Here is a 15965-nt window from a genome sequence, read left to right as displayed (position 1 = left end):
TAACCACATAGAAAAATAGATTTTAAAATTATGTAAGTCGTTTCACTTTTTTGGAGAAAATCATAGCTATATGAAGCCAAAAATTGGGCTGTCCAACTCTTTTTTTCTATGTTTCTATGTGGTTCATTTTTTTTGTTAAGATTAATTGAAATTTTCATTAATTACACCCAACGAGTTAAAGTACTATATTTACATTTTACCTTAAAACCGAATAGTATGAAAAAACTTCAAATTGTATTCTTATTTTTTCTTCTTGGTCATACTGTAGTTTCTTATGCAGCAAAAGCCGATACATTACAAATTCCTAGTATGGCAATGAATAAAACGTATAAAGCTGCGGTAGTATTACCAAGTTCGTATACAAAAAGCAAGATTAATTATCCCGTGCTTTATCTGTTGCATGGCGCTTATGGTCATTTTAATGATTGGTTGTCTAAAACTCCAGATAAGAATTTATTGCACAATTTAGCCGATCAGTATAATATCATAATCGTAATGCCGGAAGGAGAAACATTCAGTTTTTATCTTGATAGTCCTGTGAATAAGGGAAGTCAGTTTGAAACCTACATTACAAAAGAAGTAATTCAGAAAGTAGACAATACCTATCGGACAATAAATAACAGAAAAGGACGTGTTATTACGGGACTTTCTATGGGAGGTCACGGAGCATTGTATCTTTCGACAAGACATCCGGAATTATTTTGTGCAGCAGGAAGTATGAGCGGCGCTGTTGATATGGGAAGCATGATTAATTCGGAATCTAAGGAAAGAATTACTAAATTAATGGAACCTGTTTTTGGGACTCAAGGAGCGCCACAGGAAGTATATGCTTCCAATGCGGTTTTGAATATGTTGGATAAAATAAAAAACAACAAAATGGAATTGATTATAGATTGCGGAGTAGATGATTTTTTGATTGAATCCAACAGAGAATTACACCGAAGGCTTGTTTATAATAAAATTGCTCACGATTATACAGAACGGCCAGGAGCCCATACGTGGGAATATTGGGAAAATGCGTTGCCTTTTCATGTATTGTTTTTTAGCAAAATTTTAAACAATAATGGTGTCGCTGTTGCGGAGAAATAATAACTGAATAGTAATAAAATTTTTTAGTTCCTTTTAAGCCCAGGATTATTAGGTATAATTTAAGTTTTTTTTCCATAATTGAAAAGCACTTTTTTTTGAAAACAAAGTTTGGCATAATTCATGAATAGAGTTTTTTAATATAAATTATAAAACGATAACGAATGAAAAAAATTACTTTATTTTTAGTTTTCATCGGGATGATGACACTACAAAGTTGTGAAGTGACAGAACTATATGATACCGTTGATAACGGTCCTCGAACTGAAGTGTATGAAGTTACAACTTCGTTCAACTCCAATAATAATTATAGCAGCTTGGTTGTATTTGATCCGCCAATTTATTCCTCGGATTCCGTTTTAGTATACCATTTGTATGATACAGTAAATGGCGAAGATATTTGGAAATTGATGCCTCAGACGTATTATCTGAATAATGGTGGCGAATTGGATTTTAATTTTGATTATTCCAGGTTTAATGTTAAAATTTTTCTTGCGGCTAATTTTAATCTGAATACTTTAGATTCCAGTTGGACACAAAATCAAACTTTTAGAATAGTAATTATACCGGCAAATTTTGCCTCTACAATAAACAAAAATAATATGGATGCAGTTATGTCCTCATTGAAGGTTAGTAAAAGTGGAATTCAAAAAATAAATTTATAATTCCAGAGAAATCAAAAAAAAGGAAATCGAAAGATTTCCTTTTTTATAGACTTTAAACTTAAGAGACAAACTCTTTGCTGTTTTTTCTAAGTGAAACTACAATTCCCACTATAAGAGCCACCGCTATAAAAGCCAGTGACATCCATTCCGGAATTTCATAATTGTATTTTTTTAGTATGTCATGGGTTAACATTTTCACGCCAACAAAACTTAAAATAGCGATTAGACTGTATTCCAGATAACTAAATTTAGCTAACATATTAGCCAGAAAGAAATACATGGATCGCAATCCCAGAATGGCAAAAATATTAGAACTGAAAACTAAAAAGGGGTCATTAGTAATAGCTAAAATAGCAGGAACACTATCAATGGCAAAAACCACATCCATGACTTCAATAACCACAAGAGCTACAAACAGAGGGGTTGCAGCAGTAATGTGTCTTCTTTTGACAAAGAAATGCTCCTCATCCATATGATTAGATATGGGCATTATTTTTTTTAGGCTTTTATAGACGAATGATTTTTTAGGTTCAAATTTTTCATTTTCATTTCCAAACAACATTTTCATGGCAGTATAGATCAGGAAAGCACCAAAAATATATGTCATCCAAGAAAATTTATTGATTAGCATAACGCCAAAAAAGATCATTAAGCCTCTAAAAAATATTGCCCCTAATATTCCCCAAAATAAAACACGATGCTGGTATTTTTGCGGAATTTTAAAAGCAGAAAAGATTATGGCTATGACAAAGATGTTGTCAATGCTTAATGATAATTCAATTAAATATCCGGTAATGAACTTTATGGATGCTGTTGTGGGAGTTAATTGATCCGGATTTGCAATATAATTATTGTTGTAGAGCCAATAAATAACGCCGGAAAACAGGAATGATAAAGTAACCCATATTGCAGTCCACTTACCCGCTTCTTTTGAACTTATAATATGTGGCGTTTTGTTGAAAACACCTAAATCAAGAGCCAAGAAAATCATTACGGCCACTAAGAAAGAAATCCAGACAATCATATATCATATATTTATAATGTTGCACAAAGATACTTTTAGATCGTGTAACTTCAATAATTATTTAATGGAAAGTTTCCTGTTGTTAATGATTGTCGATTATATTTTTTTACGAAAATATCAGTAAAAATAAATAGGGGTGTTTTAATTGCTAAGTTGTTACTTTAATTAATTTTTTTTATGAATTTGATAAATTTCACGTGAATCCCCATAAAAAATAGAGGTAATATTTTATAAAAGTAATTATTAAATTATATTTGCATCAAAATAATAGGGGGTTTAATAAATTAAAACAAAATTGTATGTCATCATTACGTTTTCAAGCTTTGAAAGAAGCATCAAACAGAGTTCCAGTAAAATTTGAAGAGACTGATAGAAAATCAACTATTTTTGGTTCAAATGTCTTTAATGACAAAGCGATGAAGCAATTTTTAACTTCAGATGCTTTTAAAGGAGTGCGCGATGCAGTTCAACATGGAACTAAAATAGACAGAAAATTAGCGGATTATATCGCAATGGGAATGAAAGAGTGGGCCTTGGCTAAAGGGGTGACTCATTATACGCACTGGTTTCAGCCACTTACAGGAACAACCGCTGAAAAACATGATGCTTTCTTTGAAACTTCATATGATGGCAGCGATCCAGTAGAGAAATTTGGTGGCGCTCAATTAGTACAACAAGAACCGGACGCATCTAGTTTTCCAAATGGTGGAATCAGAAATACATTTGAAGCTAGAGGATATACAGCTTGGGATCCAACATCTCCAGCATTTATTTTTGGAACTACTTTGTGTATTCCAACGGTTTTTATTTCTTATACCGGAGAAGCTTTAGACTATAAAACACCCTTGTTAAGAGCTTTGACCGCTATGGATGACGCTGCTACCGAAGTATGTAAATATTTTGATAAAAATGTAAAAAAGGTAACTGCAACTTTAGGTTGGGAACAAGAATATTTCTTGATTGATAGATCTTTAGCAAATTCTCGTCCTGATCTCATGATGACCGGTAGGACTTTGTTAGGACATACATCGGCTAAGGGGCAACAATTAGATGACCATTATTTTGGATCTATACCTACTCGTGCCTTAATGTATATGAGAGACTTGGAACAAGAATGCATGTTGTTAGGAATTCCTGTGAAAACACGTCATAATGAAGTAGCGCCAAATCAATTTGAATTGGCTCCTATTTTTGAAGAAACAAATCTTGCTGTTGATCATAACTGCTTGTTAATGGATGTGATGCAAAAAGTAGGAGAACGCCATGATTTGAAAGTGTTGTTTCATGAAAAACCTTTCAAGGGAGTGAATGGTTCCGGAAAGCATAATAACTGGTCCTTGGCAACAGATACAGGAGTAAATTTATTGAGTCCTAGTAAGACTCCAATGAGTAATTTACAGTTTCTGACGTTCTTTATCAATACAATAAAAGCAGTAAATGATTATGAATCTTTATTAAGAGGAGCAATTGCAACTGCAAGTAATGATCACAGATTAGGGGCTAATGAAGCACCACCTGCAATTATATCCGTATTTATTGGCGCGCAATTGACTAAAGTTCTGGCAGAATTAGAAGGTGTTACTGCGGGTAAACTATCTCCGGAAGAAAAAACAGACTTAAAACTAAATGTAGTAGGAAAAATTCCAGATGTTCTTTTGGACAATACAGATAGAAATAGAACATCACCATTTGCTTTTACAGGAAATAAATTTGAGTTCAGAGCAGTAGGATCATCAGCAAACTGTTCTAATTCAATGACGACTTTGAATACAATTGTAGCAAAACAATTAAAAGATTTCAAAATTGAAGTAGATGCGCTGATAGAATCTAAAGACATGAAAAAAGATGATGCTATTTTCAATGTTTTGAGAGAGTACATCAAAGTTTCTAAGAAAATCCTTTTTGAAGGAGACGGATATAGTGAAGCATGGGAAATTGAAGCAGGTAAAAGAGGGTTGAGTAACTTTAAAACAACTCCTGAAGCACTAAAAGCAAGAGCTTCTAAGCAAGCTTTAGATTTGTTTTCTGAAATGGGTATCATGAATCATATTGAAGTGGAGGCACGTTATGAAATAGAATTAGAGGAGTATACTAAGAAAATTCAAATTGAAGGTAGAGTTTTAGGAGATCTTTCTCAAAACCATGTTATTCCAACAGCCATTCGCTACCAAAACACTTTGATTGAAAATGTGAAGGGACTAAAAGAGATTTTTGGTGCTGATTTTGAAAAAATTGCAAAAGAACAAATCATTTTAATCAAAGAAATTTCCGGACATATTGAGGGGATCAATTCTAAAGTTCATGAAATGACCGAAGCTAGAAAGAAAGCCAATGCAATTGCTGATGCACATGAAATGGCTCTAGCTTATTGTGATAAAGTAAAACCGTTTTTTGAAGAAATTAGAAGCCACTGCGATAAACTGGAGTTGTTAGTGGATGATGAGATTTGGACACTAACAAAATACAGAGAATTGTTATTTACGAAGTAATCTACTTATTAACATCGAGTGTCATAATAAGTCAAATAATATCTGGATTTACCGGCGCCAAAGGGTAGTATTATTTTTTGACCCATGCATGCTTGATTGGGAGTAATTTATTGCGCCATTGAAATTTAATAAAAATGTCTATCTGTTTCAGGTAGACATTTTTTTGATGTTTTGCACCTTGAAAGGCAAAATTGAAGGGTGTAGACAAATATTCTTAGTATGACAATTTTAGCAAGAAACACTTCTGATGACTCGATAGGCAAAACCCAAAAAAATAATTATCTTTGCCGCACAACTACCTGCATAAAAGCAGACTTCACAACTAGACTACATGAGTTCAGATACTTCAAAAAGATATGCGCTTCGCGGTGTTTCGGCATCTAAAGAAGATGTTCATAATGCGATAAAAAATATTGATAAAGGATTATATCCACAAGCTTTCTGTAAAATTGTCCCTGATTATTTAACTCAAGACGAAGAATATTGTCTGATCATGCATGCTGACGGAGCGGGAACTAAATCCTCTTTGGCCTACATGTATTGGAAAGAAACAGGCGATATTTCTGTTTGGAAAGGCATTGCCCAAGATGCTTTAATCATGAATATTGACGATTTATTGTGCGTGGGTGCAACGGATAATATTCTGCTTTCATCCACCATTGGAAGAAATAAAAATTTGATTACCGCTGAAGTAATTTCAGCAATTATCAACGGAACCGAAGAACTGATTAAAGAACTGGAATCTTTTGGGGTGACCATTCATTCAACAGGCGGAGAAACTGCTGATGTAGGTGATATTGTTCGAACTATTATTGTAGATTCAACAGTAACTGCTCGTATGAAACGCAGCAAAGTAATTGATAATGCTAATATTAAAGCCGGTGATGTAATTGTAGGATTGGCTTCTTTTGGTCAGGCTACTTACGAGAAAAGCTATAATGGCGGAATGGGAAGCAACGGGTTAACATCGGCGCGTCATGATGTTTTCGGGAAATATTTGGCAACCAAATATCCGGAGAGTTTCGATGCTTTAGTTCCTGAAGAATTAATCTATTCTGGACAAGTAAAATTGACTGACGCCGTTGAAAATTCACCAATCGATGCCGGACAATTAGTGCTTTCGCCAACCAGAACGTATGCACCTATCATTAAGAAAATTTTAGACCAATATTCTTCCAATCAAATTCACGGAATGGTGCATTGCAGTGGAGGAGCCCAAACTAAAATTTTACACTTTGTAGAAAATCTACACATTATAAAAAACAATTTATTTCCAGTTCCGCCATTGTTTCAGTTAATTCAAGAACAATCTAAAACGGATTGGAAAGAAATGTACCAAGTTTTCAATTGCGGTCACCGTATGGAAATTTATGTTCCGGAAGCTGTTGCACAAGACATTATTGCGATTTCAAAATCATTTAATGTTGATGCGCAAATCGTAGGTAGAGTAGAAGCTGCTACTTCAAAAAAACTGACTATTACCAGTGAATACGGAACTTTTGAATATTAAAAAGCTTCAATTGAAGTTCATTTTTCAATCTTTCAATTCTTTAATCTTTTAATTTTTTATCTATGTACGAATTGGTTTTTTGGAAATATCTGGAGGGAATTTATCTCAACCATCACGAAGTTTATGAAGCTGTTTCAGAAGAACAAGCTGAAATTGAAGGTCTTGAAGAACTTCCGGTACAAGTCATTTTGAACAGAATTGCTTCTGTATTCTCCAAATGGGAAAAAGTAGACGAGAACAGTTGGAAAAATAACAATGGTGCAGGTGCTTTTCATATCAGGATGACGCCCCAAAGTGTAAAAATTGATTGTTATGGCACTGAAGGAAAAACAATGGATACTTTAGTGAATATAATGGATGAATTCAAATGCTCGCTGTATGATCCCCAAGTTCCGGAGCGATATGATGAAATGAGTGAATAAAATTTTCACGTCTATCGCGGCTATGAGAATCAGTGATGTAAGTAAGTCGAAAGTTTAAAAGTCGTAAAGTCAAAAGAATTAACTTTAAGTAAAACAGCTTTAAATCATATTGTTACATAATTTTATCCTGATTTTAAAATACGACATTATACCATGGTTATTACTTATAACCCAAATTAGTTTTAAATCAGCTTATTTACCGCTGGTGTATTCAGAAGAATTGGCGTTCCATAACCAATTTGCTTCAGTTTTTTTAACTGCGTTTCAGCATCACCTACCACTTAATAGATCATTTTATCAGCATTCAAATACTTTTCTGAAAGCTTTTTTATGGAGCCAATAGTAATTTTGTTTGGTATTAATAACCAAATCTATGACCTATCCCTCCACCGTGGTTTACTTGTAATGGTTGTCTGTTTCTGTAAAAATAATTCAGAAAATTCTATTTTAGTTAATATGGATCATTACTTAGTTTTTTTCTTCAAGGTTAAATAGAAGAATGGTATCGGATCAGAATTAAATTTGGCTGACAAAATCTAAAAAAACTTTTTTGTGAAGTTCTAAATCCATGGTAGGAGAAAGTGCTACACGTACGATGTAATCTTTGTCACCCTCTTTAGTCGTCCCTTGAGTTGATGTTGCCGGAATTGTCCAGTAACATCCTTTTAACTGCCCATAACTCATACAAAACTTACTTTCATTTGGTATTTCTCTAATCATTAAATTTATTAATCTAAGATTTAACTCTCTTTTATTAGCTTCTTTTTCTTCCGTTGTGTTCCCTTTACTGGGAAGGTCTAATGAAAACACAGAGGGGGTAAATCCTTGGTCTGCCAATGCTGACGAAACAAAATTAATTTTCGCCGCTGGTAAAGTTTTTTTTATGAAGTTTACAAATTCATGTGTATTATGATATGCATCCTTTATTCTTTGATTCATAGAAGGCAATTGTTTTGCCAAAATCTCCATTTGAAGATTGGTAGCCTCATTATCGCAAAGTTTTAGATGAAATTCTATTTTTTTCATCAACCCTTCCGTTTTTTTATTTCCCACACAATAGCCCGCAGTACATTGCCCGCCACTTGGAAATTTAGACCCGCTTACATATGAAATGGTCCTAATTGGTGATAATATATCCTCTTCACCTAAAAAGTGTACATTTGGACAAAAGGTTTGATCTAACACAAAAATAGGATCTGTAGCAATTTTACCAGTTGCAGTTTTTCGCTGTTTACTCAAAGTTGCGCTTAATTTGAAAAGATCCGGAACTTCAACTCTGGGATTTGTTGGAATTTCAGCAATTATGATTGGAATAGCATCCTCGTCAGCAATTTTATCTAAAAGAAGCGCAATACTTTCAACCATATCTTTACCACCGTCAACCAGTAAATCCAGTATTTCAACAGAGTCAATGCAAGCAGCAACTCGTCTGGCTTGGTCGTTTGTACCACCGTAACAATTGGGGGGAACAATAATTTTGATCGCCTTTCCTTTATGGTTTTCCTTCGCATCATGAATTAATCCCATGACAACCGCATATTGAATTGATAGTCCACTGGAAGCAATTAGTGCTTTTGTCTTGCTTCCGGTAATGGTCGCTATTGAATCTAAAACCATTGCTTTGTTTGTCTCGATAGTATTCTCTTTTGGTTCTAAAGAAGATTGTGCTGTCAGAATTTTCAGCACAGCAAGACAATTGGCTGGCGTCATTGCAATGGTCTCTCTTCTTCGGACATGCTGAATTTCGGGGATATAACTTTCGTTTTGGTCTCCATTTACAACTAAAATACTTCCAAAGTCAGAATGAACATTGATAAAAAAGTCAATGTTTTTGGTAAAATCAAAAGTGCTAATTTCATCTTGCTGTGTAATGAAAATGGTACTCCCGTCAAACTTGGAAATGGCTGTTTCTTTCTCAATCTTCTTTAAATCAAATGTATAGCCATAAATTTGCTGAAGTACTTCAACATCAAAAAATTCTGGTAATTCACCAGTGTAAATAATTTGAGTGTTTTTGCCATCTAATAAATTTTTCCTTAGTACTGCCAAAATCGGAGTCGTCTTTGAGGAAAAACTAATTACATTTTCTGGTTTTAAATGATGTAAGTGGGCAATCACCCATTCTAATATACAAGATAATGGATGCCCTAATCGAATATAGTCATAAGCAGTGGGTAACTCTCCTAATGCCTTTGATTCAGAATTATTGCTAGTAAATAAGATTTCAAACTGTTCTAAGAATTGAGTTTTCGCCAATTTTTCGTCATAAATATCTAGTCTGTGGGTTGTTAGATTGAGCCAGCCAGTTGGCTTATTTGCTAACACGTCTTTAATATAACGTACTATTTTATTGTCTTTCATAATTTCCATCTTTAGATAAGATGGTAATATACAGTAATTAGATTTATTTAAAAGTGTTACAAGAGGTTTTATTATTACATATCTGTTGTCAGTGTTGTGAAAGTGTCAGTGATAAATCCTCTAGGAGTGTTCTTTTTGGTTAGTCAGTAAATAAATATATGGCATAGAAAATCCACTAAGAATTCATTAACAAAAATTATTTCGTCGGTCTTAAAAAAGATACTATTAAAAAAAATAGGTTACCCGTAATTAAAAAATCCCTAAACGAATGCTCGGAGTGCTTACTCGCACCGGAGTGTTTATTATAGTACGATTTGGTCTTCTCTGGTAGTTGTGTCTGTTATCGTATTGGTAATAATAAAACTGGGCATTGCTATAAAAATAATCGCTGTGGTGATCGTGATTGCAATGTTGGTGATGTTCTGCGTATGCGTCTTTTTTTCCTTGAATGTAGGCGCGATAGGCTTTTTTGTTGTTCTTCTTTAATTGTTTTTCATATTTTTTTTGTTCTTTCCAAAAAGCTTTGTCCTCGCTGTCATTTTGAGCAGTAAACTCCTGCTCATATTTTGCATCATCTGCAGCGCGTTCCTGGTAATAAGTTACCGTAGCTTGTTTTGTATTTTTTTTGGGTTCATCAGTTCTATTGGCTTTTTGTGCATTTACATTTATTGTAAAACCAATAGTGATCAAAATGAATAAGGCTTTAAATGTGTTCATAATTTTTATTTTAGTGATTATTGAGTGCTTTTTTATAGATAGCATTCTCAAGTAAGACAACTCTAAAGCAATTTACCCTACCAAGGGTTCATAATGTTTGTAGCCCAACATACGTTGCATTTCTAATGCCGAAAAACTCTTTTGTGACAGCATCACGAGTTCAATACAGAGCATCCAATATTGAAAAAGACAAATTAGTATTCTCCATAACGGTGCCTGAACGAAGACTGACACGACTACCGCATTTTTTGCATTGAAATTTTAAATCTTTCTTACGAAAGTAATGTTCGGTGTGTTTACACTTTTTACATACAATTTCCATTTCAAGTCGTTTAGCTTTGAATCCCTTATTACGTGTGGCTTAATCAGGGTATTTCTCGAAAAATTCAGGTAGGTTCATAGCTCGTATTCAATAGGTTGATGACTCAAAAACAAGCTATTTTTAGCATTGGTACAAGTGACGGATAGTCATATTAAATTAATACCATTCAGCAAAGCTATTACAAATTAGATTGTCTAGAAACCAAATTCAGGGTTACAAGAACTAAATAAGCGACCTGAGCAATCGGTGCTTATTTTGAAAACGAACATTGTTGCTTTTATAAGTACTAAGTTGGTTTTGTAAAAACAATAAAAAACAGTAATTTAGCTAATAATTTTTTGTTTAAAAAACGTAATCTGCAAACCTAAAAAATATGTCACAAGAAACTACTTCTGGAAGCCCAAAAAAAGGAAAAGTTGTGAATGTCATTCCGTTAAAAACAGCCCAAAGATGGGCAAAACGATGGTCTAAACGAGAAGGGGATTATAACAAACACCATCATTTAAATGCTTTTTTGATCCCTAAAATTGATTTAGTAGAAGTCCTCAAAGAAGGGGTCGATGCAGTTAGAGCGTACATAGGAGTTGATGACGATGGAGTAGAAAAATTATTGATTGTGGGAACAAAATATGATCCGATCACTCAAATTTATGTCGATATGATAACTGAAGACAATGGTGACGCTGGTGCAACGGAAGATGCTATTTATGATTTTACGTCTCCTTGTCCATCTACTTGTGATCCTGAAACTCTAATGCTGCAATAGATGTTAAATGTATTTATATATGTAGGTCTCTTTGTTTTATTTTTGAATTTTGTTTTATTTATCCGGTACTTTTATCATCAGGATAAAGTCTTTAAGATTTTTACAGGATATTTAGGGTTGGTTTTAGTTATCCAAATAATTTCGAATGTCTTGGCAAGAGTTAATATTAATAATCTTTATTTGTCTCATTTTTATTTTGTGGGTCAGTTTATCGCACTCAGTTTTTTTTACAAAGTTTTATTAAAAGAGACGTATCAAAAAAAGATTGTTACAGTGGGTTTGTATGCTGGTTTAGCAGTCATTGGAATTCAATACGTACTCGATCCGAGTTTGTTTTTTAAATTCAATTTATTCGAAATATTCATTACCTCTTTTTTAATAGTTAGCTACGCAACCCTGCATCTTTACAATATATTAAATGAGAAAAAAGAGTATTATTATATAAATATGGGAATTTTACTCTATTTATTTGGAAGTACCATTTTATTTATAGGGGGGAATTTGACAAATATATTGAGACCCGAATACACAAAAATACCTTGGGTATTGAACTCAGGACTCTATATAATCTACCAATTATTCATTTTACAAGAGTGGAAAAAAAGTTTTTTCGAAAAGTAATTAAATAAATATTTATGAAGGCAGAATTAATAAATGAAAGTGATATAATCGAAATAATTATTTATTCCTGTGTTGCTTTTCTTTTGATGGGATTTGTCTTAATCTTGTTTTTCTATTTTTCGAGAAAAAAAATTATCCAGAAAGAATTAGAAAAAAAAGATTTAGAAATCCAGTATCAAAAAGAACTATTGAGTGCCGTAATTATTACACAAGAAGAAGAGCGCAAGCGTATTGCCCAAGATTTACATGACGATATCAGTTCTCAGCTTAATATTGTGTCTTTGAACAGTCATTTGTTAAATACTCCAAATTTGACCAATGATGAGGTAGGGATAATTACCGCAAATATCATCAATCTAACCGCCAAAGCGCTGGATAGTTCCAGGAAAATCGCACACGGTTTGCTACCTCCGGTTTTAGATAAATTTGGATTAGATGCAGGAGTGGGAGAATTATGCTTGGAATGTAGCAGCTCTCAAGTTGTTACAGTGAATTATGAAAATACAACCTTCTTTGATATTAAAGATAATACAAAGCATTTACATGTATTTAGAATCTTGCAAGAGTTGATCAATAATTCCATTAGGCACGGTAAGGCAACTGTCATATCTATTCTTTTTGAGGATAATTACGGACTAAAAAAGTGCTCTTATTCTGACAATGGAATTGGTTTTGATATGAAAAATAAAGACATGCAAAAAGGTCTTGGGATGAAAAATATTGATAGTAGAGTCGCTTTTTTAAACAGCACCATTGTCATTAATTCAGCTGTAAATAAAGGGATTACGGCCACTTTTAATTTTTAAATAATGAATGATGTTATTCAAATAATTTTAGTAGATGATGAAATTCTTTTTAGGAAAGGAATCTCTTTTTTGCTGGAACAGGAAACAAATATTGAGATTGTTTTTGAAGCTTCCAATGGGGATGAATTGATTTCCTTCCTTCGCAGTACTAAAAATCATCCCGATATTATTATCATGGATCTGAAAATGCCAATTTTAAATGGAGTTGAAGCTACTAAGATCATCCACAAAGAATTCCCTGAAATAAAAATTATAGCGCTAACCAGCTATGATTCTAAATCTTTTGTGGCGAATATGATTGATGTTGGTGCTGTTTCCTATTTGATAAAAAATACGACACCACAAGAATTGCTTACCACCGTAAATGAAGTGGCTTTAAAAGGATTTTACTATACGGAATATGTCATGAGAATTATTCAAACCAATATTTTGAGTACTAGAAAAACGAAAAGTAACTTTGATAGTGGCTTTTTGAGCGTACGTGAATTGGAAGTGCTGAAACTTATTTGCTATCAAAAAAGTACCTTAGAAATTGCAGAGCAACTTTTTATAAGTCCAAGAACGGTGGAAGGACATCGAAATAACTTGTTGCTTAAAACAGAATCCAGGAATATTGCAGGATTGGTTGTGTATGCGGTTCAAAATGAAATTATGTCGTTTGAGTATTAATTTGAACCCATTTGCACTAAGAACAATGTAGGATGTACTTTTTTTCTACAAAAAAAGAGAAGATTTTTTAAATTTCAAACAGCTTAAATTCAAATTTTAAGCTAAGGGATTCCTTTATCAGATGCGAATGCATTATGAGATACGGTGCTTTTTTTAGATTCGGTAATACGGCTTGAACTTTAACGAATATCCTTTGAAATCTTTTTTAAAAATAGTTTTCAGCATTTTTTTTATGGATTGTATTCCGCCAAAATCCCGTAAATAGGTAAACAAAAATTGCGATACGATCATTTTTTTTGATTCATGGTCAAATTCAGTTTCAAATTTGATAAAATCAGTGGTGACAATGGCAAGCTGCACTTCAATTTCTTCGCAGTTAAAACAATCAAATGGTGTAGGATTTAAATTTGTAGTTCTTAACGCAAAGTGGATTCGGTAGTCTAGTTTGCTGACGGCTAAGGTTTTTATAAAATCACAATAAAATGGGTTGGTTACATATCCTAATCCCATTTTGAATTTATTTTTTCTTAAAATCCCATGTTCAATATCATTTAACGAGAATATGTGACGTGCAATCTTAATCCTTTTAAGACGATACATAGTGTCGTCTTGTTTTGTTTCATTTAGAATAATGAGATAAAATGCATTATAGATATTAATCCAAAAAGTTTTTTTTAAAGCATCAGTGTCTAGACTCTTTTCGATTTTTGTATGTCTGATATAATAAAGTTGTCTTCTGAGAGAAGTCGTATCTTTTCCTAATTTTGCAGTTGATAGGATTTCTTCTGATAACGCGGCATAATAATTTTTTGAAACAATAGTTTGTGGTGTTTTTTGGTCTCGATTTAGCATTACAGGAGAAAATAATTAAAACATAAAGTGTAAAAAACAACAATAAGTCCTACTAACAAAGAAAACCCAATTTTTTTTAAAATAGTTTTAAAATTAAAATGGTTATTGTTTTCCTTTGAATTTAGTGCTAAATTTTTCATTTAATGTAGATTAGGTTATAGTTACAAATTTATAGATACTAATTCGTCTGGCTATAGGTGTTTTTACGTGGTTTTATTTAAATTAGATTGGTGCATTCATTTTAAAGTTAAATTATTCTCATTTGAACGGCTTCCTTTCTATCTTTGAAATATAAAAAGGCAATACAATGATGTACAAGCGATTTATATATATTCTGATTTTTCTACTATCAATTTCCGCAAAAGCTTCTTTTATTTTGTTGCCAATGGATGAAACCACGCAACAAAATCATTTGAAGGCGTATGGAATTACATTTTGGTGTTTGGAAAAAAATTACAAAGTCAGCTGGCTACTCAACTACCGTGGCGGTTCTTTTTTAGTGCCTGATGGGCAGGAAATACGCAAAGAGTGCCAGATTAGGGGAGTGAGTTTTGAAATAATCTCTGATGAGGAAGAAGTGATACTCTTAAATGAAATCTCCAGTCCATCCCAGAATATGGAATCCGTTATTTTAGAGAAAGCACCAAAGATTGCCGTGTATACACCAAAAGGGAAACAACCGTGGGATGATGCGGTTACGCTGGTCTTGACCTATGCTGAAATTCCTTTTACAGCTATATATGATCAGGAAGTGTTGGGAGACCAATTGTTGCTTTACGACTGGTTGCACTTGCATCACGAAGATTTTACCGGGCAATACGGTAAGTTTTATGGGGCGTATAAAAATGTACCTTGGTATATTGAACAAAAGAAAGAAGCTGAAATACTGGCAACAAAATTAGGGTTTTCAAAAGTATCTGACGAAAAGGGAGCTGTGGCTAAAAAGATTAGAGACTTTGTAATAGGAGGTGGGTTTATGTTTGCCATGTGCTCTGCAACAGATAGTTTTGATATTGCTCTTGCTGCGGATGGAGTAGATATTTGCGAAGCTATGTTTGATGGGGATGTGAGTGAAGGGAATTACCAATCGAAGATGAATTACGGTAATTCTTTTGCTTTCAAAGATTTTATCTTAGAGCGAAGACCTGAACAATATGAGTTCTCTGATATTGATATGACTTCTAAACGAAGAATTCCCATGGAAAAAGATTATTTTACCTTAATGGAATTTTCGGCAAAATGGGATCCTATTCCCACTATGTTGTGTCAAAATCACACACAACTTGTTAAAGGATTTATGGGACAAACCACATCATTTGATGCGGTACTTGTAAAATCGAATGTTTTAGTCATGGGGACCTGCGAGCTTAATGGCGAAGCCCGTTACATTCATGGGCAGAAGGGGAAAGGGATGTTCACTTTTTATGGGGGTCATGATCCGGAGGATTTTCAGCATCAGGTAGGCGATCCCCCTACAGTTTTGGACTTGCATGCAAATTCACCCGGATACCGTTTGATTTTGAACAATGTTTTGTTCCCTGCAGCTAAAAAGAAAAAATTAAAGACATAAGTAAGTCGAAAGTTTAAAAGTCGTAAAGTCAAAAGAATTAACTTTAAGTAAAACAGCTTTAAATAAGATTGTTATGTAATTTTAT

Annotated in this window: 13 protein-coding genes and 1 pseudogene; 9 read left to right on the top strand and 5 right to left on the bottom strand. The window is 33.4% G+C overall.

What is annotated here, in order from left to right:
- Window positions 1-216 precede the first annotated feature (216 nt).
- Both EKM00_RS07645 and EKM00_RS07640 read left to right on the top strand, forming a co-directional pair.
- Window positions 217-1089 (top strand): alpha/beta hydrolase, encoded by an 873-nt coding sequence (locus tag EKM00_RS07645; protein WP_126515784.1) that lies wholly within the window; start codon window positions 217-219, stop codon window positions 1087-1089.
- Between the two features lie 161 nt (window positions 1090-1250).
- Complete coding sequence (locus EKM00_RS07640; protein WP_126454057.1) at window positions 1251-1751, top strand: hypothetical protein; 501 nt, start codon at window positions 1251-1253, stop codon at window positions 1749-1751.
- 58 nt (window positions 1752-1809) lie between these two features.
- Here the strand turns inward: EKM00_RS07640 and EKM00_RS07635 are convergent, their stop codons facing one another.
- The gene (locus tag EKM00_RS07635) at window positions 1810-2775 is read right to left on the bottom strand and encodes a TerC family protein (protein ID WP_126454056.1); all 966 of its coding nucleotides are present in this window, start codon (window positions 2773-2775) and stop codon (window positions 1810-1812) included.
- Window positions 2776-3074: 299 nt separating this feature from the next.
- Here EKM00_RS07635 and EKM00_RS07630 point away from each other — a divergent pair, with 299 nt between their 5' ends.
- The 3 genes from EKM00_RS07630 to EKM00_RS07620 all read left to right on the top strand — a co-directional run bounded on the left by EKM00_RS07630 (window position 3075) and on the right by EKM00_RS07620 (window position 7196).
- Window positions 3075-5264: a glutamine synthetase III family protein gene (locus tag EKM00_RS07630; RefSeq protein ID WP_126454054.1), complete on the top strand. Its 2190-nt coding sequence runs from the start codon at window positions 3075-3077 to the stop codon at window positions 5262-5264.
- Window positions 5265-5595: 331 nt separating this feature from the next.
- The gene (locus EKM00_RS07625) at window positions 5596-6774 is read left to right on the top strand and encodes an AIR synthase related protein (protein WP_126454052.1); all 1179 of its coding nucleotides are present in this window, start codon (window positions 5596-5598) and stop codon (window positions 6772-6774) included.
- Window positions 6775-6836: 62 nt separating this feature from the next.
- Window positions 6837-7196, top strand: a complete 360-nt coding sequence (locus EKM00_RS07620) for a hypothetical protein (RefSeq protein ID WP_126454050.1) — start codon at window positions 6837-6839, stop codon at window positions 7194-7196.
- A 516-nt stretch (window positions 7197-7712) separates the two neighbouring features.
- Here the strand turns inward: EKM00_RS07620 and EKM00_RS07615 are convergent.
- The 3 genes and pseudogenes from EKM00_RS07615 to EKM00_RS07605 form a co-directional block, all read right to left on the bottom strand.
- A complete protein-coding gene (locus EKM00_RS07615) occupies window positions 7713-9557 on the bottom strand; it encodes a PLP-dependent transferase (RefSeq protein ID WP_126515783.1) in 1845 nt (614 codons plus the stop codon).
- Between the two features lie 249 nt (window positions 9558-9806).
- Window positions 9807-10274 carry a hypothetical protein gene (locus EKM00_RS07610; protein WP_126454046.1) on the bottom strand — a complete coding sequence of 156 codons (468 nt, stop codon included), beginning with the start codon at window positions 10272-10274 and terminating at the stop codon, window positions 9807-9809.
- An 81-nt stretch (window positions 10275-10355) separates the two neighbouring features.
- Window positions 10356-10674, bottom strand: a pseudogene (locus tag EKM00_RS07605) (IS1595 family transposase); the annotation flags it as partial.
- A gap of 295 nt (window positions 10675-10969) precedes the next feature.
- Between EKM00_RS07605 and EKM00_RS07600 the strand changes: the two are divergent.
- The 3 genes from EKM00_RS07600 to EKM00_RS07585 all read left to right on the top strand — a co-directional run bounded on the left by EKM00_RS07600 (window position 10970) and on the right by EKM00_RS07585 (window position 13458).
- Entirely contained in the window at window positions 10970-11362 is a 393-nt protein-coding gene (locus EKM00_RS07600; protein ID WP_126454044.1) for a hypothetical protein, read from the top strand.
- 635 nt (window positions 11363-11997) lie between these two features.
- Window positions 11998-12789, top strand: coding sequence for a sensor histidine kinase (locus EKM00_RS07590; RefSeq protein WP_126454041.1), 792 nt, complete (start codon window positions 11998-12000; stop codon window positions 12787-12789).
- A gap of 3 nt (window positions 12790-12792) precedes the next feature.
- Window positions 12793-13458, top strand: a complete 666-nt coding sequence (locus tag EKM00_RS07585) for a response regulator transcription factor (RefSeq protein ID WP_126454039.1) — start codon at window positions 12793-12795, stop codon at window positions 13456-13458.
- Between the two features lie 153 nt (window positions 13459-13611).
- Here the strand turns inward: EKM00_RS07585 and EKM00_RS07580 are convergent, their stop codons facing one another.
- Window positions 13612-14310 (bottom strand): DUF547 domain-containing protein, encoded by a 699-nt coding sequence (locus EKM00_RS07580; RefSeq protein WP_126454037.1) that lies wholly within the window; start codon window positions 14308-14310, stop codon window positions 13612-13614.
- Window positions 14311-14620: 310 nt separating this feature from the next.
- On the opposite strand from EKM00_RS07580, the gene EKM00_RS07575 reads away from it, so the two are divergent.
- Entirely contained in the window at window positions 14621-15880 is a 1260-nt protein-coding gene (locus EKM00_RS07575) for an asparagine synthetase B (protein ID WP_126515846.1), read from the top strand.
- The last annotated feature ends 85 nt before the right edge of the window (window positions 15881-15965 follow it).

Source organism: Flavobacterium sp. RSP15, from assembly GCF_003968755.1.
Lineage (GTDB): Bacteria > Bacteroidota > Bacteroidia > Flavobacteriales > Flavobacteriaceae > Flavobacterium.
Note: the sequence above shows the minus strand (reverse complement) of the source record. Positions and strands in the feature narration are given on the sequence as shown.

Coding starts and splice junctions, on each gene's coding strand:
- EKM00_RS07585 (WP_126454039.1), top strand. CDS start 12,793: ATGAATGATGTTATTCAAATAATTTTAGTAGATGATGAAATTCTTTTT.
- EKM00_RS07625 (WP_126454052.1), top strand. CDS start 5,596: ATGAGTTCAGATACTTCAAAAAGATATGCGCTTCGCGGTGTTTCGGCA.
- EKM00_RS07610 (WP_126454046.1), bottom strand. CDS start 10,274: ATGAACACATTTAAAGCCTTATTCATTTTGATCACTATTGGTTTTACA.
- EKM00_RS07630 (WP_126454054.1), top strand. CDS start 3,075: ATGTCATCATTACGTTTTCAAGCTTTGAAAGAAGCATCAAACAGAGTT.
- EKM00_RS07635 (WP_126454056.1), bottom strand. CDS start 2,775: ATGATTGTCTGGATTTCTTTCTTAGTGGCCGTAATGATTTTCTTGGCT.
- EKM00_RS07575 (WP_126515846.1), top strand. CDS start 14,621: ATGTACAAGCGATTTATATATATTCTGATTTTTCTACTATCAATTTCC.
- EKM00_RS07600 (WP_126454044.1), top strand. CDS start 10,970: ATGTCACAAGAAACTACTTCTGGAAGCCCAAAAAAAGGAAAAGTTGTG.
- EKM00_RS07580 (WP_126454037.1), bottom strand. CDS start 14,310: ATGCTAAATCGAGACCAAAAAACACCACAAACTATTGTTTCAAAAAAT.
- EKM00_RS07620 (WP_126454050.1), top strand. CDS start 6,837: ATGTACGAATTGGTTTTTTGGAAATATCTGGAGGGAATTTATCTCAAC.
- EKM00_RS07640 (WP_126454057.1), top strand. CDS start 1,251: ATGAAAAAAATTACTTTATTTTTAGTTTTCATCGGGATGATGACACTA.
- EKM00_RS07615 (WP_126515783.1), bottom strand. CDS start 9,557: ATGAAAGACAATAAAATAGTACGTTATATTAAAGACGTGTTAGCAAAT.
- EKM00_RS07645 (WP_126515784.1), top strand. CDS start 217: ATGAAAAAACTTCAAATTGTATTCTTATTTTTTCTTCTTGGTCATACT.
- EKM00_RS07590 (WP_126454041.1), top strand. CDS start 11,998: ATGAAGGCAGAATTAATAAATGAAAGTGATATAATCGAAATAATTATT.